Origin of the sequence: Pricia sp. (genome assembly GCF_041745955.1) — a bacterium.
GTDB lineage: Bacteria > Bacteroidota > Bacteroidia > Flavobacteriales > Flavobacteriaceae > Pricia.
Window position 1 is genome coordinate 1 of sequence record NZ_JBGTHY010000344.1, and the last position, 25,441, is coordinate 25,441.

19 protein-coding genes, 1 pseudogene and 1 riboswitch are annotated in these 25,441 nt (G+C 46.6%); of the genes and pseudogenes, 12 read left to right on the plus strand and 8 right to left on the minus strand.

Going from position 1 to position 25,441, the window contains the following annotated elements; genetic code table 11:
* The 5 genes and pseudogenes from ACEW8S_RS12630 to ACEW8S_RS12650 all read right to left on the minus strand — a co-directional run.
* Nucleotides 1-125 (minus strand): annotated as a pseudogene (locus tag ACEW8S_RS12630) (plasmid maintenance system killer family protein); the annotation flags it as partial.
* An 81-nt stretch (nt 126-206) separates the two neighbouring features.
* Nucleotides 207-1,655 (minus strand): NupC/NupG family nucleoside CNT transporter, encoded by a 1,449-nt coding sequence (locus ACEW8S_RS12635; protein ID WP_373518503.1) that lies wholly within the window; start codon nt 1,653-1,655, stop codon nt 207-209.
* Nucleotides 1,656-1,829: 174 nt separating this feature from the next.
* Complete coding sequence (locus ACEW8S_RS12640) at nt 1,830-2,459, minus strand: bifunctional nuclease domain-containing protein (RefSeq protein ID WP_373518504.1); 630 nt, start codon at nt 2,457-2,459, stop codon at nt 1,830-1,832.
* 87 nt (nt 2,460-2,546) lie between these two features.
* On the minus strand, nt 2,547-3,515 hold the full coding sequence (locus ACEW8S_RS12645) for an electron transfer flavoprotein subunit alpha/FixB family protein (RefSeq protein WP_373518505.1): 969 nt from the start codon (nt 3,513-3,515) through the stop codon (nt 2,547-2,549).
* A 138-nt stretch (nt 3,516-3,653) separates the two neighbouring features.
* Nucleotides 3,654-4,394 (minus strand): electron transfer flavoprotein beta subunit/FixA family protein, encoded by a 741-nt coding sequence (locus tag ACEW8S_RS12650; protein WP_373518506.1) that lies wholly within the window; start codon nt 4,392-4,394, stop codon nt 3,654-3,656.
* Between the two features lie 170 nt (nt 4,395-4,564).
* Here ACEW8S_RS12650 and ACEW8S_RS12655 point away from each other — a divergent pair, with 170 nt between their 5' ends.
* From ACEW8S_RS12655 to ACEW8S_RS12690, 8 genes are all read left to right on the plus strand, one after another.
* The gene (locus ACEW8S_RS12655) at nt 4,565-5,545 is read left to right on the plus strand and encodes a pyruvate dehydrogenase complex E1 component subunit beta (RefSeq protein WP_373518507.1); all 981 of its coding nucleotides are present in this window, start codon (nt 4,565-4,567) and stop codon (nt 5,543-5,545) included.
* Nucleotides 5,546-5,645: 100 nt separating this feature from the next.
* Nucleotides 5,646-8,141 carry a DUF5686 family protein gene (locus tag ACEW8S_RS12660; protein ID WP_373518508.1) on the plus strand — a complete coding sequence of 832 codons (2,496 nt, stop codon included), beginning with the start codon at nt 5,646-5,648 and terminating at the stop codon, nt 8,139-8,141.
* 292 nt (nt 8,142-8,433) lie between these two features.
* On the plus strand, nt 8,434-10,185 hold the full coding sequence (locus ACEW8S_RS12665) for a S8 family serine peptidase (RefSeq protein WP_373518509.1): 1,752 nt from the start codon (nt 8,434-8,436) through the stop codon (nt 10,183-10,185).
* Nucleotides 10,186-10,278: 93 nt separating this feature from the next.
* Entirely contained in the window at nt 10,279-10,662 is a 384-nt protein-coding gene (locus ACEW8S_RS12670) for a hypothetical protein (protein WP_373518510.1), read from the plus strand.
* Complete coding sequence (locus ACEW8S_RS12675) at nt 10,663-11,268, plus strand: hypothetical protein (RefSeq protein WP_373518511.1); 606 nt, start codon at nt 10,663-10,665, stop codon at nt 11,266-11,268.
* Between the two features lie 164 nt (nt 11,269-11,432).
* Nucleotides 11,433-11,960 carry an inorganic diphosphatase gene (locus tag ACEW8S_RS12680; RefSeq protein ID WP_373518512.1) on the plus strand — a complete coding sequence of 176 codons (528 nt, stop codon included), beginning with the start codon at nt 11,433-11,435 and terminating at the stop codon, nt 11,958-11,960.
* A 120-nt stretch (nt 11,961-12,080) separates the two neighbouring features.
* A complete protein-coding gene (locus tag ACEW8S_RS12685) occupies nt 12,081-14,456 on the plus strand; it encodes a sodium-translocating pyrophosphatase (protein ID WP_373518513.1) in 2,376 nt (791 codons plus the stop codon).
* A 231-nt stretch (nt 14,457-14,687) separates the two neighbouring features.
* On the plus strand, nt 14,688-15,692 hold the full coding sequence (locus ACEW8S_RS12690) for an App1 family protein (RefSeq protein ID WP_373518514.1): 1,005 nt from the start codon (nt 14,688-14,690) through the stop codon (nt 15,690-15,692).
* Nucleotides 15,693-15,731: 39 nt separating this feature from the next.
* Here ACEW8S_RS12690 and ACEW8S_RS12695 read toward each other — a convergent pair whose 3' ends face one another.
* Nucleotides 15,732-16,346: a deoxynucleoside kinase gene (locus ACEW8S_RS12695; protein ID WP_373518515.1), complete on the minus strand. Its 615-nt coding sequence runs from the start codon at nt 16,344-16,346 to the stop codon at nt 15,732-15,734.
* 281 nt (nt 16,347-16,627) lie between these two features.
* Here ACEW8S_RS12695 and metK point away from each other — a divergent pair, with 281 nt between their 5' ends.
* The 4 genes from metK (at nt 16,628) to ACEW8S_RS12715 (ending at nt 24,297) form a co-directional block, all read left to right on the plus strand.
* Complete coding sequence (gene metK / locus ACEW8S_RS12700) at nt 16,628-17,884, plus strand: methionine adenosyltransferase (RefSeq protein WP_373518516.1); 1,257 nt, start codon at nt 16,628-16,630, stop codon at nt 17,882-17,884.
* 118 nt (nt 17,885-18,002) lie between these two features.
* Nucleotides 18,003-18,152, plus strand: a riboswitch (SAM riboswitch).
* Nucleotides 18,153-18,289: 137 nt separating this feature from the next.
* Nucleotides 18,290-19,567, plus strand: coding sequence for an O-acetylhomoserine aminocarboxypropyltransferase/cysteine synthase family protein (locus ACEW8S_RS12705; protein ID WP_373518517.1), 1,278 nt, complete (start codon nt 18,290-18,292; stop codon nt 19,565-19,567).
* Nucleotides 19,568-19,589: 22 nt separating this feature from the next.
* Nucleotides 19,590-22,973 carry a bifunctional aspartate kinase/homoserine dehydrogenase I gene (gene thrA / locus ACEW8S_RS12710; protein ID WP_373518518.1) on the plus strand — a complete coding sequence of 1,128 codons (3,384 nt, stop codon included), beginning with the start codon at nt 19,590-19,592 and terminating at the stop codon, nt 22,971-22,973.
* Between the two features lie 160 nt (nt 22,974-23,133).
* On the plus strand, nt 23,134-24,297 hold the full coding sequence (locus ACEW8S_RS12715; RefSeq protein ID WP_373518519.1) for a PLP-dependent aspartate aminotransferase family protein: 1,164 nt from the start codon (nt 23,134-23,136) through the stop codon (nt 24,295-24,297).
* Nucleotides 24,298-24,382: 85 nt separating this feature from the next.
* Here the strand turns inward: ACEW8S_RS12715 and ACEW8S_RS12720 are convergent, their stop codons facing one another.
* Both ACEW8S_RS12720 and ACEW8S_RS12725 read right to left on the minus strand, forming a co-directional pair.
* Nucleotides 24,383-24,811 carry a type II toxin-antitoxin system VapC family toxin gene (locus ACEW8S_RS12720; RefSeq protein WP_373518520.1) on the minus strand — a complete coding sequence of 143 codons (429 nt, stop codon included), beginning with the start codon at nt 24,809-24,811 and terminating at the stop codon, nt 24,383-24,385.
* Nucleotides 24,808-25,056, minus strand: coding sequence for a DUF6364 family protein (locus tag ACEW8S_RS12725; RefSeq protein ID WP_373518521.1), 249 nt, complete (start codon nt 25,054-25,056; stop codon nt 24,808-24,810). The genes ACEW8S_RS12720 and ACEW8S_RS12725 overlap by 4 nt, the downstream gene beginning before the upstream one ends.
* Nucleotides 25,057-25,441: the final 385 nt, after the last annotated feature.

The following is a 25,441-nucleotide window of genomic DNA, read 5'->3' on the forward strand; positions in this document are numbered from 1 at the left end:
CTTTGCGAGTTGTTTAACATTCTTAATTTCCGACGCCCGATGTTCTGGTTTTCGATGGGCATTTTTTTAACTCGAATACCTTTCCATATCTGTTCTGTTTCCTTAGAGCCAAAGGATGTTATCATATCTTTCGCGTTACTAACGTCAAAGATAAGTAATTTATTTTAGGAACGAATATGGTATTAATCATGTTTTGTAGATGGGCCCTACCCCAATATCATCCCCGCAATCGTAGCCGATAGCAATGAAGCGATAGATCCGCCCAAGACAGCCTTCAATCCAAACTCGGAAAGGGTCTTGCGTTGTCCGGGGGCCAACGAGCCGATGCCGCCAATTTGGATTCCGATAGAGGCGAAGTTGGCGAAGCCGCAGAGCATATAGGTGGCCATGATGACGGATTTGTTGTAAGTGAAATTGGCACCTGTAGCCAAGTCCTTAAGTTCGGCCAATTGAATGTAGCCGACGAATTCGCTGGCGACCAATTTAATGCCAAGCAATTGGCCCATCAGCATGATGTCTTCGTTGGCCACTCCGATGAGCCACATAAGCGGGGCGAAAAGGGTGCCTAGAATCGCTTCTAAAGAGAAGGTTTCGTATGCGGTGTTGGCGGCGATCCAACTGTTGAGGGAGGTGAGGTCGCCGGCATATCCCAGGATACCGTTGACCATGGCGATCAAGGCGACGAATACCAGAAGCATGGCGCCGACGTTTACCGCTAATTTGAGACCTTCCGTAGTGCCATTGGAAATTGCGTCCAAAGCGTTTGAGCCGATTTTGGCGTTGGAAACTTCTACGACGGTGTTCACGGGTTCGGTTTGGGGATATAGGATTTTAGAAATCACAATAGCACCCGGGGCCGCCATCACCGAAGCGGCCAAAAGATGCTTGGCAAAGACGAGCTGCAATACTTTGTCCTCGCCTCCTAGAAACCCGATGTAGGCGGCCAGTACTGCCCCGGCTACAGTGGCCATCCCACCGATCATAACCAATAGGATTTCGGAGCGTGTCATTTTTTCAAGATAGGCCTTGATCAACAATGGGGCTTCGGTCTGGCCCAAAAAAATGTTTCCGGCCACCGAAAGGCTTTCCGGTCCGGAGATACGGAGGCTTTTGGATAATAACCAGGCCAGTGCCTTCACGACTTTTTGAATAACGCCCAAATAAAAGAGCAAAGAGGTCAATGCGGAGAAGAAGATAATGGTGGGCAAAACCTGAAAGGCAAAAATATAACCGAAGGTGTTGGTGTCAACTACCAACCCTTCAAACAAAAATTTACTTCCTGCCCTAGTATATCCTAAAATACTGATAAAAACCTCTCCTACGGCCTCGAACCCTTTTTGGATAAAGGTAATTTTCAAAACGCCTATGGCAATAATCAATTGGAGTGCCAGCCCAATGCCCACAGTCTTCCAATTGATCGCTTTACGGTTCGAACTGAACAAAAAGGATAGTAAAAGTAGTACCAACATCCCCAGTATACCTCTAGAAACGCTACTAACCGAAATACCTTGATTGGGAACGATTTCAGAGGCGTTTTCAGGAAGCGTATCGTTCATGGTTACCCCTTGAGCGGTATCCACGTCTAGGGAATCTTGTGCAACGGCCGGAAAAACAAAGAAAAGGACGAGCAAGAGAATCCAAAGGGATTTTTTCATGAAGAGTTTGCTTAAGGGCATCTTTAAAACCCTGTTTTGTTCGCTGACCTGTTCTTTTTTCCAGTTACTTGCGTTGACAAAATACTCAATTAGCCAGGCTAAACTTCCTTTTTGATACCTTATATCTGAAAAAAATTTTGGCGACGTCATTGCAAATCATGGGTGCCCTACAGATTAGTTGCGTTTGGAAATTTCGTCCCGAAGCTTGGCGGCCTTTTCGTAGTCTTCATTGGCGACGGCCTTATCGAGTTCTTTATTGAGTTCGTCTATGGAAAGTTCTGTATATCCGTCAGAGGCACCGGATTCGATTTCGACGGTATCACCTTCCTGTAAGATTTCGTCAACTACGATGCTTTCATCATTGCCTTCTTTTTTGCTGTCCTTGGATGAAAATTTAAGAAAGATACCGGCTTTGTCCAAAATGGTCTTGTACGTGAAAATTGGCGCATTGAAACGGAGGGCCAAAGCGATGGCGTCGCTGGTACGGGCATCTATAATCTCCTCAATTTTATCTCGCTCGCAGATGATGCTGGAATAAAAGACGCCGTCGACCAATTTATGGATGATAACCTGTTTGATGACGATTTCGAAGCGATCCGCAAAATTCTTGAACAGGTCGTGCGTCAAGGGCCGTGGAGGCTTGATCTCCTTTTCAAGGGCGATGGCTATCGACTGTGCCTCGAAGGCTCCGATGACTATAGGCAATTTACGGTCACCTTCTACCTCGTTCAAAATGAGGGCATAGGCGCCGTTCTGCGTTTGACTGTAGGAAATCCCCTTAATTTTTAACCGTACTAAGCTCATAGACTATAAAAATACAAAAAGGCTACTTAAATATCGGGCTTTCCAGACATTTTAAGTAGCCCCGCTGGGCGCGCAAATTAACAAATATTACGCGTTTTGCGCTTTAAATTCCTTTAATTTTTCGACGAGTTTGGGTATCACTTCAAAGGCATCGCCTACGATTCCGTAATCCGCCGCCTTGAAGAAAGGGGCTTCGGGGTCGTTGTTGATGACCACTTTGGTCTTAGAGGCACTGACTCCCGCCAAATGCTGAATGGCTCCGGAGATACCTACCGCAACATATAGGTTGGCGGCAACAGGCTTCCCGGTTTGCCCTACATGTTCGCCATGCGGGCGCCATCCCATATCGGATACGGGTTTTGAGCAAGCCGTCGCTGCCCCCAGCACATCGGCCAGCTCTTCGATCATTTCCCAATTTTCGGGACCTTTCAATCCGCGTCCCCCGGATACTACTATCTCGGCATCCGCTATGGTTACTTTGCCGGCAACCTTATCTACATTTACTGATTTAACGGAGAAATCGCCATCGCCCAATTCAGGACTAAAATCTTCTGCGTTGGCATCGGCCCGGTTTTCTTTGAGTCCGAAGGCATTGTTCGAGACGCCGACAATCTTGATGTCGGTGCTGATTTCGGTATGTGCGAAACCTTTGTTGCTGAAAGCGGTGCGTTTTACTTTAAAGGGGTCGGTGCTATCGGGCGCCGCTACGACGTTCGGCGCATAACCCGCCTTTAGTTTGGCCGACAAGATAGGTGCCAAAAACTTACTGTTGGCGCTAGAACTGACGACCACTACCTTGGCACCTTCTTTTTCCACTGCTTGGGCAATCGCTTTAGCATACGCTTCGGCGTTGAAAGTTTTCAAAGTATTATTGGTCACGTTCAAGACTTTCGAAACTCCGTAGGCTCCCAAGTTTTCGTTTTCGGAAGCATTAAAAGAAATCGCGGTAACCGAAGTCCCCATTTGATCGGCCACTGCCTTGGCGTAAGAGGCCACTTCAAAGGCGTTCTTCTTGAATTTTCCGTTTTCGGATTCTGTGTAAGCTAGTACTGACATGTTTCTTTGATTTAAGTTTCTTACTGGAATGTGAGTTTGCATGTTCCTAGAACGCCTTGAAAATTGCAAATTCCAAGCACCAAATTCCTATTATTGGAATTTGGTACTTGATTTTTTTGAATTTGCGAGTGCAAATCGCTAGATGACTTTAGCCTCATTATGCAATAAATCCACCAACTCATCTACCGAATCGACCAATTTGACCTGCCCTTTCGGAGCCGGTTTGTCGAAACTGACATCATGGGTGGCTTTCGTCGCATCAATCGGTTCAAGTACGTTGAGTGCCTTTTTTCGCGCCATCATAATACCGCGCATATTGGGAATTTTCAGGTCGCTTTCCTCTACCAAACCTTTTTGTCCACCTATGACCAGCGGCAATTTGGTTTCCACGGTTTCTTTTCCGCCATCGATTTCGCGAATTGCGGTTGCGGTATCGCCTTCGATTTCGAGGCTGATACAGGTGTTTACGAAATTCATACCTAGCATGGTGGCCAAAATACCGGGCACCATACCGCCGTTATAATCGATGGATTCCCGCCCTGCTATAACCAGATCGTAATCACCATTTTTCACCACTTCGGCCAGTTGCTCGGCGACATAATAGCCGTCAGTTGGTGCAGCGTTTATACGAATGCCTTCATCGGCACCTATGGCCAAGGCCTTTCGCATGGTCGGTTCCACAGTAGCTTCGCCCACGGTCGCGATATGCACTGTGGCACCTTGTTTTTCCTTGAACCACATGGCACGGGTAAGCCCGAATTCGTCGTTGGGGTTAATTACAAACTGCACCCCATTGGTGTCGAATTTGGTATCGCCATCGGTAAAATTTATTTTCGAGGTCGTATCGGGTACGTTACTTATGCAAACCAATATTTTCATTTCCTTTACTCTTTTAAAGTTTTCTCTACGAAGATAGCTATAAATTTCGAAAAAAGCTATGCACGCATAACAAATTTTATCCCTTTTTTGATAGGATGGATCAATGAGTTGATATATATTTTCCTATTTTTGCTTGCGTTTTTAACGCCACGAATCGAATACTCCAATTTATGAAAACACTACAATTTAGGCAAGCCATTGTCGAAGCGATGTCCGAAGAGATGCGGAATGATGAGTCCATATATCTTATGGGCGAAGAGGTGGCGGAATATAACGGGGCATACAAAGCGTCAAAAGGGATGTTGGACGAGTTCGGTGCCAAGCGCGTTATCGATACCCCGATTGCCGAGCTGGGCTTCGCCGGTATCGGGGTAGGATCTACCATGACGGGCTGTCGACCAATTATCGAATTCATGACCTTTAATTTCGCCTTGGTCGGTATCGATCAGATTATCAACAACGCGGCCAAGATACGTCAGATGTCCGGGGGGCAATTTCCCTGTCCCATCGTATTTCGAGGCCCTACCGGTTCTGCAGGGCAATTGGGCGCCACGCACTCCCAGGCTTTCGAAAGTTGGTATGCGAACTGTCCCGGACTAAAAGTGATCGTTCCTTCCAATCCTGCGGATGCCAAGGGATTGTTGAAATCGGCCATCCGCGATGATGATCCCGTAATTTTTATGGAATCGGAGCAGATGTACGGCGATAAAGGAGAGGTGCCCGAGGGGGAATTTACCATCCCCATAGGTGTTGCAGATATAAAAAGGGAAGGTTCTGATGTCACTATCGTATCCTTCGGAAAAATTATAAAGGAAGCCTACAAAGCCGCCGAAGAACTTGAAAAAGAGGATATCAGCTGTGAAATTATCGACCTTCGTACCGTAAAGCCTATGGACTACGACGCGATTCTAAAATCCGTCAAGAAAACGAACAGACTGGTCATTTTGGAAGAGGCTTGGCCTTTTGGAAACGTGGCTACCGAAATCACCTTCCATGTTCAGTCGCACGCTTTCGATTATTTGGATGCGCCCATTGAAAAAATCAACACTGCCGATACGCCCGCACCTTACTCACCCGTGCTATTGGCCGAGTGGCTACCCAACCATGAAGATGTCATCAAGGCTGTTAAGAAAGTGTTATATAAATTATAGTAACCTTATACTAAAGGTACCTTTGCTTCGTTGATGCCTTTTCGACGGAGCATTTTTATTGGCATATGCTTTGTTCCCTCATTAAGCCCGAAAGTCCTACATGAAAAAGATTCTTTTATCCATTTTCCTATTGATAGTGGCCTTTGGCCATACGCAGACTAAAGTGGGCGGTATCATTATCGACGAATCGGGCGAGACCGTACCTTTTGCGAACGTGCTTTTTAAAGATTCGCAAGAAGGTACGATTACCAACGACGACGGGCGGTTCTATCTCGAATCGGAGTCTACCTACCCAACGCTGATCGTATCCTTTATCGGCTACGAGACCCAAGAAATTGCCTTGTCGCAAAAGGTGAACTATAATATGGAAATAACCATGCTCGAGTCGAGCGAGCAGCTGAAAGAAGTGGTGCTTATCGCCGGTAAACAATCCAAAAAGAACAACCCCGCCATTGACATCCTTAGAAAAATCTGGGAAAACAAACGGGAGAACGGGCTCCGTATGTTCGATCAGTACAAATACGACAAATACGAAAAGGTAGAGTTCGACCTGAATACCATTGACAGTTCGGTCATAAACAGCCGTATTTTTAAAGGCTTGGAATTTATGTTCGAGGACCTTGACACCTCTCGGATTACGGGCAAGACCTATCTGCCCATATTCTTGAATGAAAAATTTTCAAAGGTGTTCGGCGATAATCGTATGGGCGTAGAAAAGGAAGACGTTTTGGGCAGCAAGAACTCCGGTTTCGAGAACAACCAATCGATTACGGCCTTTATTCAAGACATGTATGCCGAATATGATGTTTACAATAACTACATTAAATTTTTTGACAAGAGCTTTACCAGTCCCCTTTCCAGGACAGGTATCGATGTATACAACTATGCTTTGCGCGATAGTGCCTTTGTCGACAACAAATGGTGCTATAATATCGTGTATTACCCTAGGCGTAAGAACGAACTGACCTTTAAGGGAGATTTTTGGGTGAACGATACTACCTATGCCGTCAAGAAAATCAACTTACAGGTCACTAAGAGCGCCAATCTGAACTGGGTGAAGGATGTCTATATCGAGCAGGATTTTGACGTACTCAACGATAGCGTTTTTCTTTTGAAGAGGGATTATATGCTGACGGATTTCAGTTATAGCAAAAAGGAAAAGTCCCGCGGTATCTACGGAAAGCGGACGACCGTATACGACCGCCACCAGTTCGATCAAGAACGATCGAGGGAATTTTATAAAACGAAGAGCAATCCGTTCGATCCGATAGTAATGACGCGGGACAGTACCTTTTGGACCAACAACCGCCTCGAATCGCTGAACAAGGACGAACAAGGGGTGTATTCCCTTTTGGATACCCTGAAGACCGTGCCCAAGTTCAAATCCTATTATAATATCGTAAGTATTTTAGGTTCGGGCTATGTGGAAGTTGATAAATTGAATATCGATATCGGTGATGTCTACAGCGTTTTTGGATATAACGATGCGGAGGGCATCCGCCTTCGGGGCGGGGCGCGTACCTATTTCGGGCAGAACGACCTTTGGCGGCTGGAAGGCTATATGGCCTATGGTTTTAAGGACAACAAGGGCAAGTATGGAATTTCTGGAAAGTGGCTGGTCGATAAGAAGACCCGCTTGATCATTTCCGGGGGCAACCGTCGTGATATCGAGCAATTGGGACTCAATCTGACCGCGACCAATGATGTGCTGGGGCGGAGTATCGCATCCTCTTCCATTCTTACCGTGGGGGCTAACGATCGGTTGACCAATATCAATCTAAGCACGTTTAATATCGAGATGGAACCGTTGACCAATTTTCGGATACGCATCGGTAACTCGTTCCGAACGCTGAGTTCCGCCCTGCCCGATGCCTTTAGTTTAGATTATGTGGATGCCGATGTCCCAGGCGGAATATCCTCCGAAATACAGCAGTTCGACGTAAATACCACGTTGATCTATACGCCCGGCAAGCGCACCATCGGTTACGGGGTCGAACGCAGCGATATCAATGACGATTACAGTACCCTTGTGTTGAACTATACCCGAGGTCTTGAAGGATTTCTGGAAAGTGATTTCAACTATGGCAAGCTTCAGTTTTCCTACAGCCAGCCTTGGCAATTGGGCGGTTTCGGAAGGCTTTTGAGTACGGTGGAAGTGGGCAAGACCTTTGGGGATGTCCCGCTCGGACTGCTGAACGTCATCCCAGGAAACCAGACCCTCTTTTCGCTCTACAATACCTTTCCCAACCTCGATTTCTACGAGTTCGTTACCGATACGTACGCTTCCGTGCATCTGGAGCATAATTTTAACGGCCGCCTATTTTCGAGGATTCCCTTGTTGCGAAAACTCGACCTTAGGGAAATTGTAGGATTGAGAGGCGTCTGGGGGGATCTATCCGATGAAAATATCGCCCTGAATGCCCCTACGAATATATCCTTACAGGCTCCCGACGATAAGATCTACTACGAATATTCCGTCGGGGTAGGGAACATTTTCAAGATTTTCCGCATTGACTTTAACTTTAGGGGCAATTATTTGGAAGCGCCCGAAGCACGGCCCTTTAGTGTAACAGGGTCTTTCGGGTTTAGCTTTTAAGCCTTTCTTTGTCATTCCCATGAAGACGGGAATGGCTTGGACAACTCCTAATTGATACAACCCGCAAACCTGCACCCAAGTAGGGTTTTAGGGATGCCCCCAAGTACTCACAAAGAATTTTCTTACCGCTTATACAGATTTTATAGCGATCCGTACAGATCCTATTGGGCAAGCGTATCGATGTAACTACATTCGATCTCGTATTACAAAATCACTTTTTTCTCCTTCCCCCCAAAAAAAACACCTATTCCCCCTTTGACCTGATATTTATTAACCTTTAAAATCCAAAAAAATGACAGCAAAAAAGAAGAAGGTGGAATCACCTAGCGTACCCACGGAGATATTTGCGCAAGTATCGCCAAAATCCATTGGAGGCCGATCTCTTTTCGAGGAGGGCACTTTGGCGACCTCGCAAAACATCCAAAATTACCTCTCGGAAAAAGAGGTAACCTTAAATGCCGTTGAAGCCCTGAAAAATGCGGGTTTCAAGGTGTTGCAGATTACCAATACGACCATCAATATATCGGGGTCCGCATCCGATTACAAAAAGGCCTTCGGCCAGGAAATAATCGCGGAAGAACGGGAATCCATCAAATCGGGTACCGAGAAAGAAATGGTAACCTATTTGGATACGACCCAAAACGACACCACCGGATTGATCATTCCGAAATCGGGCAAATTGGCCAATTACATAGAAGGCGTTGCCCTTGAGACCCCTTATTATCCCTTCGCTCCCAATTATCTGCCTCCGACAAAGGACTATTGGCATTTGAACGTGCCGGGCGACGTTTCGGTAGGATGCAATGCGGATAGGGCCCACAGGGCAGCGATTACGGGTAAGGGCGTTCATGTAGCCATGGTGGACACCGGGTTTTATAAACATCCTTTTTTTGCACAAAGGGGATACCGTGTAAATTCGGTTACCCTGGCCCCGGGCACCCTGAATCCCTTGACCGATGATAGCGGACATGGCACAGGCGAATCGGCCAATATCTTTGCAACGGCTCCCGATTGTACATTGACGCCCATTAAATGGAACTTCGTAAATTCGACCGCCGCGTTCAATTCCGCTGTAAGCCTGAACCCCGATATCATTACCTGTAGCTGGGGTTCGCACAGGCCCAATTCCATAAATGCCGCGGAACAGACTTTGGCGGCGGCTATCGCGCTTGCGGTGGCAAGGGGCATCATAGTGGTATTTTCTGCTGGCAACGGGCACTGGGGCTTCCCAGGACAGCATCCCGACGTAATTTCGGCTGGCGGTGTGTATCTGGGCGATAACATGAGCTTACGGGCATCGAACTATTCCAGTGGCTTTGACTCCAACATCTATCCGGGTAGAAGAGTGCCCGATGTATGTGGTTTGGTCGGGCAGACCCCCGGGGCGAAATACATTATGTTGCCGATTCAGGCAGGATGTGATATCGATACCGACGGAGCAGGCGGATCACACCCCGCGAAGGACGAAACCGGCGCCAACGACGGATGGGCAGCGTTTAGCGGTACCTCTGCCGCCGCACCCCAATTGGCCGGTGTAGCCGCCTTGATCAAGCAGGCCTGTAAGCGGTTGAGTCCCTCGCAAGTACGCGATATCATGAAAAGCACGGCGATCGATGTTACCACCGGCACCAGTGCTACCGGAACAAGCTCTACCAACGGCCCCGACAATTCTACGGGACATGGTTTGATCAATGCGTACCGGGCCGTTTTGAAGGCAAAGTTGCGCTGTAGGTTTACCGTTCCGCCGATCGTTCCGCCTATCATAGTCGTGCCTCCTGTCGTTCCACCTATTATCCCACCTATTATCCCACCCATCGTTCCGCCAATCATTCCGCCGGTATTGCCTCCGGTAACGCCACCTGTGGTACCGGTTATCCCGCCCATAGGCCCTGTGATAACTTCGGAGGATATCAATGAAGGAATCCGGGGGAATAGTGATAACTTTGGTTTCGGTGATACCAAAATCTTAATGACCGACGAAGAAATGGATGAAGCCATGAGAATGGTCGACGATGATCAGATAGATTTGGATGAATTAATGTAATCAATGAAAGCAGTTAAGCAAATGAACGGGACAATAGTTAAAAAAATAACCATTTTCACGTTCATTTGCCTTGCTTTTTTCAGCTGCAATACGATGAAAAGTACAGAAGAAAAAAATCAAGAGGTAACGGCCGAGGTCACATTTCTATCGGCAACGGGCCAAGATCCGCTGAATAAGCAGATTACAAGTAGCAACGTTATGGAGTTTCTGCCCGATGATGCCAGTGTGGCAGCGGTAAGGGACTATTTTGAAAAACAGGGTATAGCTTTTCGATATGACCAAGGCATTTCCGCAACGATCACGGCGGAACGGGCTTTATTTGAAAAATTGTTCGGGGTGGGATTACAGCGCGATAAGAATCATTATATGGTCAAAGGTCAGGATAACGGCCTTGATATACCCCTAACTAACTTGCCCGAAGCGGTAAAAGAACGACTGAGCAATATTTCGCTTCCCGATCGGATGGAATTATTCTAGATGATGGACACAACTGCTGACATACAACCTTATTTCCTGTTCGATAATCTGTTCGATGATGCACTTTTCCACCGCTTTGCCCAAGAGCCAATACAACTTTATGGGCAGGCAAGGCACCATGTTGTTACCGAGGGGGCGATAGCCGAAAGGGGAGGAACGCCCAAAAGAAAATTCAGGTCGGTCGGAGGCGGACCGGTACAGAATGCCATCTATGCCTCAAAAAATCTACTTTCACATATTAGCGATCAGACCGGTATGCAGATAGCCCCGAGCGGCCAACGGGGTACCTATACGTTCTACGCGGAGGAGAACGACTACCTCGATATTCACCGGGATGTCGATCAGTGTGATCTCACCTTGATCACATGTTTGCATTCGACAATCCCGCAAAACAGTGCGAACGGTCTTTTATATCTGTATTCGGAAAGACTAAACGAAAATCTATCCTCTATATATAAGGATAGGTATTGGGGATACCGATCTATATACCTAAAACCGGGCCAATCCATACTGCTTCAGGGGGGTATTGTTCCCCACGGTGTAAATCCGATAAAGGCAAATCACCTGAGGATTATATCTGCCCTCTGTTTCAAAAGAATTTTTTAAGGAATTCGATCTTCAACAAGACCTCGGAGTAGACCTTTTCAGGTTTAAATCCGATGTATACGGGATATTTCTGATAAAAATCCGATTTTTGAAAAAAAGGAAATCCGACAGGTCTCGCCAACTAATCCCGTTTTCGTATCTTCGCGAGGATAAAAAATCGTAGAATGACTAAAAAAGCAAATATCACCTTCGACGTACTGATCGAAATCCCAAAGGGAAGCAGGAACAAATATGAGTATGATTTTACGCTGAACAAAATCCGTTTTGATCGGATGCTTTTTTCCTCGATGATGTATCCCGGCGACTACGGCTTTATTCCCGAGACTCTGGCACTGGACCAAGATCCGCTCGATGTGCTGGTATTGGGCGCCGAACCTACCTATCCGATGGTGGTAATGCGGGTCAGACCGATCGGTGTCTTTCACATGACCGACGAAAAAGGGCCTGATGAAAAAATAATCTGCGTGCCCGTTTCCGATCCGATATGGAGCAATAACAACGATATCAGCGACCTGAATCCCCATCGATTAAAAGAGATAGAACACTTTTTCAAGGTCTACAAAGACCTCGAAAAGAAAAAGGTCGATACCGGTGGCTGGGGCAATGTCGATGAAGCGGTCGAGATATACCACCAATGTGTAAGAAGGTATTTGGAAAGCGATCATAAAGCTCGTCGTACTTTTATGATTTAGGGGATAAAACTCTCCCTGAAAAATAAGGGTAGAAAAAGCCATCTTTATAAATAAGGATGGCTTTTTTTATTCTACTCAATTTTACTACTTTAGCCCCCGTTAAAAAATACCTAACTGAATATGGAAATACTAGTAAATTATCTTTGGGTCTTCGGAATTGTGGCCCTTTTGTTCGTTTTTATCAAAAATTCTTGGGTCGCCAAGCAAGACGAGGGCGATGCCAAGATGGCGCGGATCGCCAAGAACATCTCCGACGGGGCGATGTCGTTCTTAAAAGCGGAATACAAGATTCTATCAATATTTGTCGTGGCCGTTGCCGTTCTCCTGTATTTTAAGGGAAGTGCCGAAGCCGGATCACACGGTATGGTAGCGCTCTCGTTTGTCGTTGGCGCGGTTTGCTCGGCATTGGCAGGTTTTATAGGGATGCGGGTAGCGACCAAGGCCAATGTGAGAACCACTCAAGCCGCGCGTACTTCCCTAGGCAAAGCCTTGGAAGTGGCCTTTGCCGGCGGTTCCGTAATGGGTCTCGGCGTTGTAGGCCTTGGCGTCTTAGGGTTAAGCGGACTCTTCATGATCTATCAAAATATTTGGCCCGGTGCAGAGAATTTGAGCTTGGTGCTGAACGTACTTTCCGGCTTTTCGCTGGGCGCGTCTTCAATAGCACTTTTTGCACGTGTGGGCGGAGGTATCTACACAAAAGCCGCCGATGTGGGGGCCGATTTGGTGGGCAAGGTCGAAGCGGGGATTCCCGAAGACCATCCATTGAATCCGGCTACGATTGCCGATAACGTGGGCGATAACGTAGGTGACGTCGCCGGTATGGGGGCCGACCTCTTTGAATCCTATGTCGGTTCTATCATCGGAACCATGGTTTTGGGGGCTTTTATTATTACTCCCGATTTCGGAGGATTAGGTGCGGTCTATCTGCCGTTAGTACTTGCGGCGGTCGGTATCATCATGTCCATTATCGGAACCTTCTTTGTAAAAGTAAAGGATGGTGGTGATCCACAAACAGCTCTAAATGTAGGGGAATTTTTATCTGCGGGCCTCATGGTCGCCGCTTCCTATTTTATCATCCACGCCTTGATTCCCGAATCCGTGGAGGGTCTGCCAAGCGGGGCGATGGGAATCTTTTGGGCCACCATCGCCGGTTTAGTTGCCGGTCTTGGCGTCGGTAAGATCACGGAATATTATACGGGAACCGGTATGAAGCCGGTAAACGATATCGTTAGGCAATCCGAAACGGGTGCAGCTACCAATATTATCGCCGGCCTTGGGGTGGGGATGATGTCCACCGCTGTTCCCATTCTCTTGATTGCCGCGGCCATCTTGATCTCCCATCATTTTGCCGGAATGTACGGTATCGCCATTGCCGCTGTTGGGATGTTGGCGAACACCGGAATCCAGTTAGCCGTTGACGCTTACGGACCGATTTCCGATAACGCCGGGGGTATCGCTGAAATGGCCGAGTTGCCGAGCGAAGTCCGGGAACGTACGGATAAGTTGGATGCCGTTGGAAACACTACGGCTGCCATCGGAAAAGGCTTTGCCATCGCTTCTGCCGCGTTGACCGCTTTGGCCTTGTTTGCCGCTTTTATGAAGGTTGCCAATGTGCAAACTATCGATGTTTCCCGACCAGATATTATGGCGGGATTATTGGTAGGGGGGATGCTGCCCTTTGTGTTTTCCGCCTTGTCGATGAACGCCGTAGGCCGTGCCGCCTTGGCGATGATAGAAGAAGTACGTCGCCAGTTTCGGGATATTCCCGAACTAAAAGCTGCTTTGGCCGTTATGCGGAAATACGATTCCGATATGTCGAAGGCAACGGTTGAAGACCGGGCGATTTTTGACGCCGCCGACGGCGTAGCGGAATACGATAAGTGTGTAGCGATTTCCACACAGGCATCGCTTAAAGAAATGGTATTGCCCGGATTGCTGGCTATCGCCGTACCCGTGGCGGTAGGCTTTGTCGGTGGTGCCGAAATGTTGGGCGGTCTTTTGGCCGGTGTAACAACGGCAGGTGTATTGATGGCTATTTTTCAGTCCAACGCCGGTGGGGCTTGGGACAACGCCAAGAAAATGATCGAATCCGACGGCCGTAAAGGTACTGATGCCCATAAAGCAGCGGTTGTCGGCGATACGGTCGGAGATCCCTTTAAGGATACTTCGGGACCTTCGTTAAACATCCTTTTAAAATTGATGTCCGTCGTAGCATTGGTCATCGCACCCAGTATCGCTATGACCCAAACCGGTATGGCGACTACTAAAAACGCTAAGGAAATTCAAGTCGAAATGAGTACGGACAAGGGTGACTTGGCCGAAGCGACCATTGCCTATACGTCGGTTGTAAACGGTGAAAAAGTCACGCAAGAAAGGACCTTCACAGGTACTCAGGCCGAGGTAAAGACCCAGTTGGAAGCTTTTGAGAATACCAGAGTATTATCAAAGGGCTCAGAGACTGAGATTACGATTGAAAGTATTGATATTCGGAAGTGACCGAAAACGAAATATTCACAAAAGAAAAGGAGGCATCGATAAAAGATGACCTCCTTTTTTAATCCGTAATGCCAGTTAAAATTATTTCGAGGTATCGTATTTATGTCCGTAGTCACACCCCTTTTACTTTTAAGGTAAAAGGTCGGGTAGAACACCAAATACAAAGCACCGTGCATCGAGCACCGTGCATCCGACACTCCCGCATCAAACCTTTTCCCTATATTTGACCTTATGGGTTGGTTCGGAAAAAAAGACAAACTTCAGATCATCACTTTTCAGAGTTACGGCACCGACACGCATTTTTATGCCCGGGGCAGGGCCTTGGAAGATGAGGAAATCGATCTTTCAAAGAAGGGTTTTTTAAATTTATTATGGAATTCCTTCAAGCGATTCGAGACTGACGAAATTCGCAATACGGGCGTTACCGTAAAGTTTCAGGATGGCAGAACGGTCGCGGGAACGACCGACAATCGCGGCTACTATCGCTTGGATACAGCGATGGAAAATCTGCGGGAGCTTGCCAACGAAGAGGGATGGGTGAACTATGAAATCTCGTTCTCGGATACCGCCTTGAAAAGGGAGATTCTTCATAAAAACCGTTTCCCCGGAGAGCTATTAATTCCTTCAAAATCAGCGGATTTCGGGGTCATCAGCGATATCGACGACACTATACTCCATACGGGAGTCGTCTCTTCGTTGAAATGGAAAGTAGTGTTCAACACTTTTTTTATAAAACCGGGACAACGGACCCCTCTGGAGGGCGCCGCCCAGTTCTACGGACAGCTACATCGTGGAAAATCGGGCAAGGCCGCCAATCCCATTTTCTACGTAAGTCACAGCCCGTGGAACCTATATCGGTACCTAGAACTCTTCCTGACCAAGAACAATTTTCCTAAAGGACCCGTTTTGCTTCGCAATTTTCCGAAATGGGGCGGTATCGGTTCGGGGGGCGAAAAACCTCAAAAGCAGAAGGAAATCATCAACATCCTAAAAACCTACCCCGATCTCAAATTCATTCTTATCGGCGATAGCGGCGAACACGATGCCGATATCTATAAGGAAATTGCGGAATTGCATCCCGATAACATCTTGGCCATTTATCTGAGAAGCGTAGACCATAAACGTAAGATGGAACGGGTAAACGGGCTGTTCGAAAAATATAAGATAACGCCTGTGCTTTTGGTGGAAAGCAGTGGACAGGCGGTCGAGCATGCTATGGAAAACGGCTTTATTTAGATTTGGGGTCGCCCAATCTGCATCGGCTTGCAGGCAGGCTCAAAAAAGCCCGTTAATCTCAGCATCGATCCTATTAATCACGGTACCCAGATCTTCGGGATTATCCACAAAATTGATGTCATCGACATTGATGATCAGCAGGTTTCCCTTTTCGTAGTGATGTACCCAAGCCTCATAGCGCTCGTTGAGTCGGCTGAGGTAATCGATGGAGATACTGTTCTCATATTCCCGCCCGCGTTTATGGATCTGGCCGACCAGATTGGGGATCGAACTACGTAAATAGATCAAAAGATCGGGCGGCTGCACCAGACTTTCCATCAATTCGAACAAGCTTTTATAGTTGGTGAAATCACGATTGGTCATCAGTCCCATGGCGTGAAGGTTGGGGGCAAAGATATAGGCATCCTCGTAAATCGTACGATCTTGAATGGTGTCCTTACCGCTTTCCCTTATCTTTAGGATCTGACGAAATCGCTGGTTGAGAAAGTAGATCTGCAGGTTGAAGCTCCAGCGTTCCATTTGATTGTAAAAATCGTCGAGGTAAGGGTTATCTACGACATCCTCGAAATTGGCCTCCCAATGGTAGTGCTTGGCCAATAACCTGGTCAACGTAGTTTTGCCAGCACCAATGTTTCCCGCAACCGCAATATGCATATACAATAAGATTAAGGGTTAGTTATTAAAGGAAGCTACAATATACAAAGTATCTCGGGGAAGAGGAAAATTATATTGGGAAACCAGTGGTGCAAAAATTTTTATTTCTTGCCGATTTGTGTATTTTTGCCCTAAGAAAAAGGAGGAAGGATTTGACTGATTGCAACCTCTAGACCCTGAATCGAGTTCAGGAAAAAAATGCTAAAGCAGTTGATAATAAAATTTTATCCTCTTCTTTAGACGTTGCTTTCAAATCCGTTTCCACTATAAAAGCGAAAGTTATGTCCTATTTGTTTACCTCTGAATCCGTTAGCGAGGGCCATCCCGATAAAATTGCCGATCAGATCAGCGACGCGTTACTCGACCATTTTTTGGCTTTCGACCCCGAAAGTAAGGTAGCCTGCGAGACCTTGGTGACGACCGGGCAGGTCGTATTGGCCGGCGAGGTCAAGAGTACAACCTATTTAGATGTACAACAAATTGCCAGGGATGTCATCAATAAAATTGGTTATACGAACGGCGAATATCAGTTCAGCGGGGATTCATGTGGGGTAATATCGCTAATTCATGAACAGTCGAAGGACATCAATCAAGGTGTGGATCGGGAATCAAAGGAACTGCAGGGTGCTGGAGATCAAGGGATGATGTTCGGCTATGCCACCAAGGAGACGGAAAATTACATGCCGTTGGCCTTGGATATTTCCCACAAAATACTTCAAGGGCTGGCCGATTTGAGAAGGGAGAAAAAGGAAATCACCTATCTCCGTCCGGATGCCAAGGCGCAGGTGACCATCGAATATTCCGATGACAACCTGCCGCAGCGTATCGACACTATCGTGGTCTCTACCCAGCACGATGAATTTGACTCCGATGACGAAAAGATGCTCGCCAGGATAAAAAAGGATATTGTATCCAAATTGATTCCAAGGGTAAAGGCAAAGTTACCTGCGGCGATACAAAAACTCTTTGACGATCAAATTACCTATCATATAAATCCCACCGGTAAATTCGTTATCGGAGGCCCGCACGGCGACACGGGACTTACAGGCCGAAAGATTATCGTGGATACCTATGGTGGAAAGGGAGCCCATGGTGGTGGCGCCTTCAGCGGAAAAGACCCCAGTAAGGTCGACAGAAGTGCCGCCTATGCCGCCCGTCATGCCGCTAAGAATTTGGTCGCTGCAGGGGTGGCCGAAGAACTATTGGTGCAAGTGAGCTATGCTATCGGGGTTGTTGAGCCTACCTCCATTTATGTGGATACCTATGGTACTTCGAACGTAGATTTTAGCGATGGCGAAATCGCCGAAAAAGTAGCGGAAATGTTCGATATGCGTCCTTTTGCCATTGAAAAACGTCTTAAGCTGCGAAATCCCATCTATTTGGAGACTGCGGCCTATGGCCACATGGGAAAGGAGCCTATAACCGTCAAAAAAGTTTACGAATCGCCGTACAGTGGTAGGGTGGAGACCGAAGTGGAGTTGTTTACCTGGGAAAAATTGGATAGGATCGAGGAGGTTAAAAAGGCTTTTGGGTTGTAGGTTTATCAATAAAAATCCATTGAATTGGCACATTACGCACAGTTTTATCCTTATATATTAGGAAAATCCCTTCCCCCCTCCTTATATTTGTTTTTCAAAAGTTCAAACACATATTAATCGGTTATCAAGAAAGGTGGAGGGATTAGACCCTTTGAAACCTTAGCAACCCTTTGGCTTCCGATTCTTGTCGGGATGCGCGAAGAAGGTGCTACGTTCTACCAGATGCTGCCCCTAAATTGGGGAATTTCAGTATCTTGGCAGATAACACAAAAAAATTACTTCCCGTAATTTTCTTTCTTCATAACCTATTGATTTTAACCTTCCGATTTTCTTTGGATGGGCTGCCTATGTGTATGGTGTTTTGAATGCTATAAAGTAGAGTACTAACAAGTAAAACCAAAAATCATGAGTGATCCAAAATTTTCAACGAACGCCTTGCATGCAGGTCATGACGTAAAGGCCCATGGGGGAACCCGCGCCGTACCCCTGTACCAGAATACCTCGTACGTATTCAATGACTCCGATCATGCGGCCAACCTCTTCAACTTATCGGAAACGGGATTTATTTATACCCGTCTGAACAACCCGACCAACGATGTGCTCGAGCAGCGTTTGGCAGCTTTGGAAGGCGGAATTGCCGCCGTGGTAACAGCCTCGGGCATGTCCGCCATTTCGACCTCGCTCTTGACGCTCTTAAAGACGGGGGACCATATCGTCGCCTGTAACAGTCTGTACGGGGGTACCTATAACCTATTGAGCGTGACCTTGCCGAGATTGGGCATTACCACGACTTTCGTAGATCCTTCCGACCCCACAAATTTTGGCAAAGCGGTACAGGAAAATACCAGGGCCATTTTCGTGGAATCCCTTGGCAATCCTAAGTTGGACGTGCTGGATCTCAAGGCGATTTCTTCGGAGGCAAAAAAGGCCAAAATTCCTTTTATCGTGGATAATACAGTCCCTACTCCTGCGCTCTTGAACCCGATTGAATACGGTGCCAATATCGTAATCCATGCCTTGACGAAATATATCAACGGAAACGGAACCGCCCTAGGTGGTGCTATCATCGATGCAGGTACCTTTGACTATGGCAACGGAAATTTTCCGGAATTTACGGAACCTTCCGCCGGCTATCATGGCTTGGTCTATCACGAAGCTTTGGGTCCTGCAGCTTTTATAGCTAAAGTTCGTATCGAGGGGCTTCGAGATTACGGGGCGGCCGCTAGTCCGTTCAACTCTTGGCAAATTATTCAGGGCTTGGAGACGCTCAGTGTTCGTATGAAGCATATCAGTGAAAATGCCTTGGCACTTGCCGAATGGCTGCAGGGTAGGGATGAGGTAACTTGGGTCAACTACCCTGGACTTAAATCGAGCCAGTATTTCGAGCAAGCGCAAGCCTATCTTCCAAAAGGAAAAAGCGGACTGATAACTTTCGGGGTAAAAGGGGGCTTCGAATCGGCAAAAAAGATGGCGGACAACACCAAGTTATTTTCGTTGCTGGCCAATATAGGGGATAGCAAATCGCTGATTATCCATCCCGCAAGCACCACCCACCAACAATTGGACGACGAAGCCCAGGAATCTACTGGGGTTACCAAAGACCTGATCCGCTTGTCTGTGGGTCTTGAGGATATCGAAGACCTTAAAGCCGATCTTGAAAATGCTTTTGCAACTATTGATTAATAGGTGGATAAATATATCGTAAATGCACCACCTAAAATTAGATAGCTACACCACCCTCAGCGGTGTCACCCAAGACATCGAACTGTCGTACGAACTGTTCGGCCGCGACCTGCTTTCCGCGCCCATTGTTTTGGTAAACCACGCACTGACCGGAAATTCCAACGTTACGGGAAAAGATGGATGGTGGTCCGCCCTTATCGGGCAGGGCAAGCGTATCGATACGGACCGATACACGATACTATCGTTCAATATACCCGGTAACGGCCATGACAAGTTCGTCATCGAAAATTACAAGGATTTTGTGGCCGGCGATATAGCGCGTATTTTTTTATGGGGATTGAAACAGCTGAAAATAAACAAGCTGTTTGCCATTATCGGGGGATCTCTAGGTGGAGGGATTGCGTGGGAGATGGCCGCCATGAACCCCAAGATTACGGAACATCTGGTTCCGGTAGCTTCCGATTGGAAATCTACCGATTGGTTGATCGCGAATTGCCAGATTCAGGAACAATTTTTAGTCAATTCAAAACAGCCCGTACACGATGCGCGCATGCATGCCATGTTGTGCTACCGGACTCCTGAATCTTTCAAAGAGCGGTTCAAGCGGAGCACCAACGAAGAGCTTCAGGTCTTTAACGTCGAAAGTTGGCTTATGCATCACGGCGATAAATTGCAGGAACGTTTCCAGTTGTCCGCCTACAAACTGATGAACCAATTGCTTAAGACCATCGACGTCACCCGAAACGGACAAGGAAATTTTGCCGATTTACAGAATAGCGATACCAACATTCATATCATCGGCGTCGATTCCGATCTTTTTTTTACCGCACAGGAAAATAAGGACACTTTTAAGCGCCTTGCCCAAGCGAACAGTAACGTTACCTACGGAGAGGTAAATTCCCTGCACGGCCACGATGCCTTTTTGATCGAGTTTGAGCAGATGGAGCAGTTGCTGAAACCAGTTTTCAGTAAGAATGGTACCACCAAACGTATTAAGATTTTAAAGTTCGGGGGAAAATCCTTGGCGAATGGTGAAGGTATCGAGAAGGTATTGGATATTGTAACCGCCAAAGTAAAGGCCGGAGAGCATATCGCGGTAGTCCTGTCCGCTAGGGAGAAGGCGACCGACCAATTGGATGCCCTACTGAACAAGGCCGCAAAGCGAAAGGATTATCAAAAGGATTTAATGGCCCTTGAGAAGTATCAGAAACACAATTTTAGTACAGTCGACATTTCCAACGAGTTCAAAGCCTTGGCAAAACTCCTTGAAGGGGTGACTCTTTTGGGCGATTACAGCGCAAAGATAAAAGATCAAGTGCTTTCTTTCGGGGAGCTAATTTCCGGAAATGTGGTCACCCAATTGTTACGGGAGAAAGGTATAAACGCACAGTTTGTTGATGCAAGGCAGTTGGTGAAAACGGATTCCAATTTTGGGGATGCCTCGGTATTTGAGGCGGAATCCAAAGAAAATATTCTAAAAAGGTTCGAGCAGCTTGAACACGACGCGGTACCAATTATAACGGGATTTATAGCCTCCGATGAAAATGGGAACACCACTACCTTGGGAAGGAACGGCAGTAACTATTCCGCCGCTTTGTTCGCCAATTTCCTCAATGCGGAAGAACTTCAGAATTATACCCATGTCGACGGCATTTTCACTGCCAATCCCGATATGGTATCCGATGCCCGGCGAATTGCCAACCTTTCGTATGGCGAGGCGAACGAACTGGCCAATTTCGGGGCCACGATTTTGCATGCGAAAACTATCATCCCACTTATTGAAAAAAATATACCGCTTCGCATTTTAAACACCTTCAACAATGACAACGAGGGTACTTTAATCAGTGCCAAGACCGAAAAAGACGGTATCAAATCCCTTTCCGTGATCGAAAATGTATCCCTGATCAATCTAGAGGGTAGGGGACTACTGGGAAAAGTAGGCATCGACGCCCGTATTTTCAAGACCCTCGAAAGAAACAACATCAGCGTCAGTATTATTTCTCAAGGATCATCGGAGCGGGGCATCGGGTTGGTTGTGGATTCCGACAAGGCACAACTTGCCAAAAAAGCTTTGGATGCCGAATTCGAGGGTGATTATTTCACCAGGGATATCAATTTGATTACTGTTTTAGAGGAAGTGTCGGTTATTTCAATCGTTGGTCAAGATCTCAGCACCTTTCATCTGCCGTATAATGCCTTGATCAAAAACCAGATCATACCGCTGTTATTCAACAATACGGTTTCCGGAAAGAACGTGAGCCTAGTAGTGAAAAAAGCGGACCTCAACAAGGCGTTGAACGTGATGCACGGCCGCATCTTTGGAATCAGCAATAAAATAAATTTGGCCTTGTTCGGCCATGGCAACGTGGGCGGTACGCTGATAGATCAAATCTTGAAATCCGCAAAAACGATTGAAGAACGTAAGGGTATCGATGTGAGGATTTTCGCCATTGCCAATTCCCGCAAGGTACTTTTGGATAAAAAGGGCATATCCAAAAACTGGAAAAAAGCCATCGAAGAAAAAGGGATTTCCTATACCATCGAAGATATCATCGCGTTTGCCCGCGAAAACCATCTTGAAAACTTGATCGCCATTGACAACACCGCCAGCCATGATTTTGTAACCCACTATGGTGATTTTGTCAAAAACGGATTTGACTTGGTATCCTCCAATAAAATTGCGAATACCTTAGGGTTCGATTACTATCGTTCGTTGCGTGAAGAATTGGCCAAATACCAGAAACAATATCTCTATGAAACCAATGTGGGGGCAGGTTTGCCGTTGATAGATACCATCAAGTTGCTGCATCTCTCGGGCGAGAACATTACCCGCATCAAAGGCGTTTTTTCAGGTTCGCTTAGCTATATTTTTAATACCTTTTCGGAATCCGACCGATCTTTTTCCGAGATTTTAAAGGATGCCATGGATAGCGGCTATACTGAACCCGATCCAAGGGAAGATCTCTCGGGCAATGACGTAGGGCGTAAGCTATTGATTCTGGCTCGGGAGCTTGATTTGAGCAATGAATTCACCGATATTGACATCGAGAATCTGATTCCCGAACCATTGAGGATAGGGGAAGTCGATGGATTTTTACGGCACCTCGATGTCCTCGACGAAAAGTTCGATACCATCAAAAAATCGCAAGAGCCGAATCATGTACTCCGCTATGTAGGCGACCTGTACGGCGACCTGCAAAAGGAAAAGGGTATTTTGGAAGTCAAGCTGATTTCCGTACCCAAACAAAGTGCCCTTGGTCAGGTCAAAGGTTCCGATTCCATCATCGAAATCTATACGGAATCCTACGGCGAGCATCCGCTGGTCATTCAAGGCGCCGGTGCAGGGGCTGCGGTCACGGCAAGAGGGGTCTTTGGGGATATATTGCGGATTGCGGAGAAAGGATAGAAAAAATACGAATGACCTGGGAGGTGTAGGCGCACAGCGACATCCTTGTAGGTCTAGATGCTTACATAGGCTAAACGTACCTCGATATCCTTAAAAATAGAAGAGATATACGCCGAAGTATTTGCTGAGCACCATAGAAGTGCGGCAATGACACTAAATTATGGATAAGAAATTCGAAACAAACGCCATCCGCACCCAACTGAACCGTACGGAAAACCTGGAACATTCCGTACCCCTATACCTAACCTCGAGCTTCGTCTTTGAGGATGCCGAAGATATGCGCGCCTCGTTTGCTGAAGAAAAGCAGCGGAACGTGTATTCACGCTATTCCAATCCCAATTCCTCGGAATTCATCGAAAAAGTCTGCCAGATGGAAGGCGCTGAAGCGGGCTTTGCATTCGCCTCGGGTATGGCTGCCGTATTTTCGACCTTTGCGGCTTTGTTGAACAGTGGCGACCACATCGTTTCTTCGCGAAGCGTGTTTGGATCGACCCATTCACTTTTCACTAAATTTTTCCCGAAATGGAATATCGATCATTCCTATTTTAAGGTGAACGAAGTTGAAAGTATTGAAAAATTAATCCGACAGAATACCAAGGTGCTCTACGCCGAAACGCCAACCAATCCCGGTGTCGATGTATTGGATATGGAAGTCTTGGCCGATATAGCAAAAAAACATGGTCTGATATTCATTGTCGACAACTGTTTTGCTTCCCCCTATCTGCAAAAGCCGCTGCAGTTCGGGGCGGATTTGGTCATCCATTCCGGTACCAAGTTGATGGACGGGCAGGGCAGGGTGCTGGCCGGCATTACCGTGGGAAGCCACGAACTGATAGACAAAGTATACCGGTTTTCAAGAATTACCGGCCCTGCATTGTCCCCTTTTAACGCCTGGGTGCTCTCGAAAAGTTTGGAAACCTTGGCCGTCCGCGTCGACCGGCATTGCGAAAATGCGTTGAAATTGGCGGAGTATCTAGAGAGCCACGAAAAAGTAAATTGGGTAAAATATCCCTTTCTAAAATCGCATCCCCAATACGAAATCGCTAAAAAACAGATGAAGGCCGGGGGCTGTGTAGTCGCCTTTGAGGTCAAAGGTGGACTGGAAGCCGGTCAAAAATTCTTCGACGCAATCAAGTTATTATCCTTGTCCGCCAATTTGGGCGATACCCGAAGTATCGTCACTCACCCCGCATCGACTACCCATAGCAAATTAACGGTCGCGGAGCGCGCCGAAACAGGTATTACCGATGGTATGGTGCGGGTTTCTGTCGGGTTGGAGCACATTGACGATATCATTGGTGATGTTGGGCAGGCGTTGGGGTAGGCCACAAGCTATTTTTGATTATGCATCTGCACGTCTTTAGAGAAATGGACAAGGGCTTTTCATAGCATACGCCATTACTTCGCGATTAGCCACTGGCTTTTTTTCCCCTCAAGTATGTCTCGGGTGTCAATATTGCCAGTTCACTATTTTTAAAATCTTTTATGTTCCTCGTCAAAATAATCTCGATCGTCCTGTTCTCGACGGCCGAAAAATTTTGAAGTGCGTCCTCAAAGTCCTTAAAATTTGAATTCAGGGCCATGACTACCACTTTCCTGTCCATTTTTACTATATCGATTATGTTCAGGAGCTGGTTCAACTTATCTATTACGGCCTCATGCTTGGCGGTTTTGCGCAATAGGTAGTAGGTGTTCGCTATACTTACGGGTGTCGTATAACCTTCGATTTTTTTTTCTTCGCAGAGGTTCAACACTTGGGCCGTATGATCGGAAAAAGGTTTTCTATCAAAGAAAAAGTCCAGCAGTACGTCCGTATCCATCAATACTTTTTCCATCATAGGTATTTCTTCTCCAAACGGTCTTGCAGTTCTTTTTTATAATCGAAGTTTTTTGGTGGTTTAAACGAACCCTTCAGGGATTCGACCGTTGGACTCAAATTGTTTTCCATGTCGGATTTCCTGTCTGTTAACAACTTCAAATAATTTTCAATGATATCGGATAGGCTACGGTTTTTCTCCTTAGCGTATTCTTTGGCCCTTTTGATGACTTTTTGTTCTATTGTCAATGTAAGTTTTGTATTCATCGTCTGAATTTTTGGCTAAGATACGATAAAAATATAAAACACGTGTATTCTTAAATAAAAAGATACGTATTTAGCATGTGACCTACGTTTTTTTTATGTTAAAAGTACGGGGTGATAGGCGATTACCGTTGGGCCTCGCACATGGCGAATCTTTTGCATTCTGTGATTACCTTTTATTTTTCAATCGCCAAATCAAAAGATTCGGCAATCTCGCAAACAAGCCCAGGCCAATGAATCCAGCACTTAATCGCCCTAATTTTTACAGTGTTGTACCACGTTTTTTCCGGTCAATTGGTAATTAAGTCCGATGACCCAAATGAGCCCTAATGCAAATGTTATTTTTTGGATGAACGGTAAATATTCGATCATTTGACCGCTGTAATAG

Excerpts from the sequence above, each read along its gene's own strand:
- ACEW8S_RS12660 (WP_373518508.1), top strand. The coding sequence starts at position 5,646 with ATGAAAAAGATTCTTTTATCCATTTTCCTATTGATAGTGGCCTTTGGC.
- ACEW8S_RS12705 (WP_373518517.1), top strand. The coding sequence starts at position 18,290 with ATGAGTGATCCAAAATTTTCAACGAACGCCTTGCATGCAGGTCATGAC.
- ACEW8S_RS12665 (WP_373518509.1), top strand. The coding sequence starts at position 8,434 with ATGACAGCAAAAAAGAAGAAGGTGGAATCACCTAGCGTACCCACGGAG.
- ACEW8S_RS12695 (WP_373518515.1), bottom strand. The coding sequence starts at position 16,346 with ATGCATATTGCGGTTGCGGGAAACATTGGTGCTGGCAAAACTACGTTG.
- ACEW8S_RS12670 (WP_373518510.1), top strand. The coding sequence starts at position 10,279 with ATGAAAAGTACAGAAGAAAAAAATCAAGAGGTAACGGCCGAGGTCACA.
- ACEW8S_RS12635 (WP_373518503.1), bottom strand. The coding sequence starts at position 1,655 with ATGAAAAAATCCCTTTGGATTCTCTTGCTCGTCCTTTTCTTTGTTTTT.
- ACEW8S_RS12720 (WP_373518520.1), bottom strand. The coding sequence starts at position 24,811 with ATGATGGAAAAAGTATTGATGGATACGGACGTACTGCTGGACTTTTTC.
- ACEW8S_RS12715 (WP_373518519.1), top strand. The coding sequence starts at position 23,134 with ATGGATAAGAAATTCGAAACAAACGCCATCCGCACCCAACTGAACCGT.
- ACEW8S_RS12680 (WP_373518512.1), top strand. The coding sequence starts at position 11,433 with ATGACTAAAAAAGCAAATATCACCTTCGACGTACTGATCGAAATCCCA.
- ACEW8S_RS12690 (WP_373518514.1), top strand. The coding sequence starts at position 14,688 with ATGGGTTGGTTCGGAAAAAAAGACAAACTTCAGATCATCACTTTTCAG.
- ACEW8S_RS12675 (WP_373518511.1), top strand. The coding sequence starts at position 10,663 with ATGATGGACACAACTGCTGACATACAACCTTATTTCCTGTTCGATAAT.
- ACEW8S_RS12725 (WP_373518521.1), bottom strand. The coding sequence starts at position 25,056 with ATGAATACAAAACTTACATTGACAATAGAACAAAAAGTCATCAAAAGG.
- ACEW8S_RS12655 (WP_373518507.1), top strand. The coding sequence starts at position 4,565 with ATGAAAACACTACAATTTAGGCAAGCCATTGTCGAAGCGATGTCCGAA.
- ACEW8S_RS12640 (WP_373518504.1), bottom strand. The coding sequence starts at position 2,459 with ATGAGCTTAGTACGGTTAAAAATTAAGGGGATTTCCTACAGTCAAACG.
- ACEW8S_RS12650 (WP_373518506.1), bottom strand. The coding sequence starts at position 4,394 with ATGAAAATATTGGTTTGCATAAGTAACGTACCCGATACGACCTCGAAA.
- ACEW8S_RS12645 (WP_373518505.1), bottom strand. The coding sequence starts at position 3,515 with ATGTCAGTACTAGCTTACACAGAATCCGAAAACGGAAAATTCAAGAAG.
- thrA (WP_373518518.1), top strand. The coding sequence starts at position 19,590 with ATGCACCACCTAAAATTAGATAGCTACACCACCCTCAGCGGTGTCACC.
- ACEW8S_RS12685 (WP_373518513.1), top strand. The coding sequence starts at position 12,081 with ATGGAAATACTAGTAAATTATCTTTGGGTCTTCGGAATTGTGGCCCTT.
- metK (WP_373518516.1), top strand. The coding sequence starts at position 16,628 with ATGTCCTATTTGTTTACCTCTGAATCCGTTAGCGAGGGCCATCCCGAT.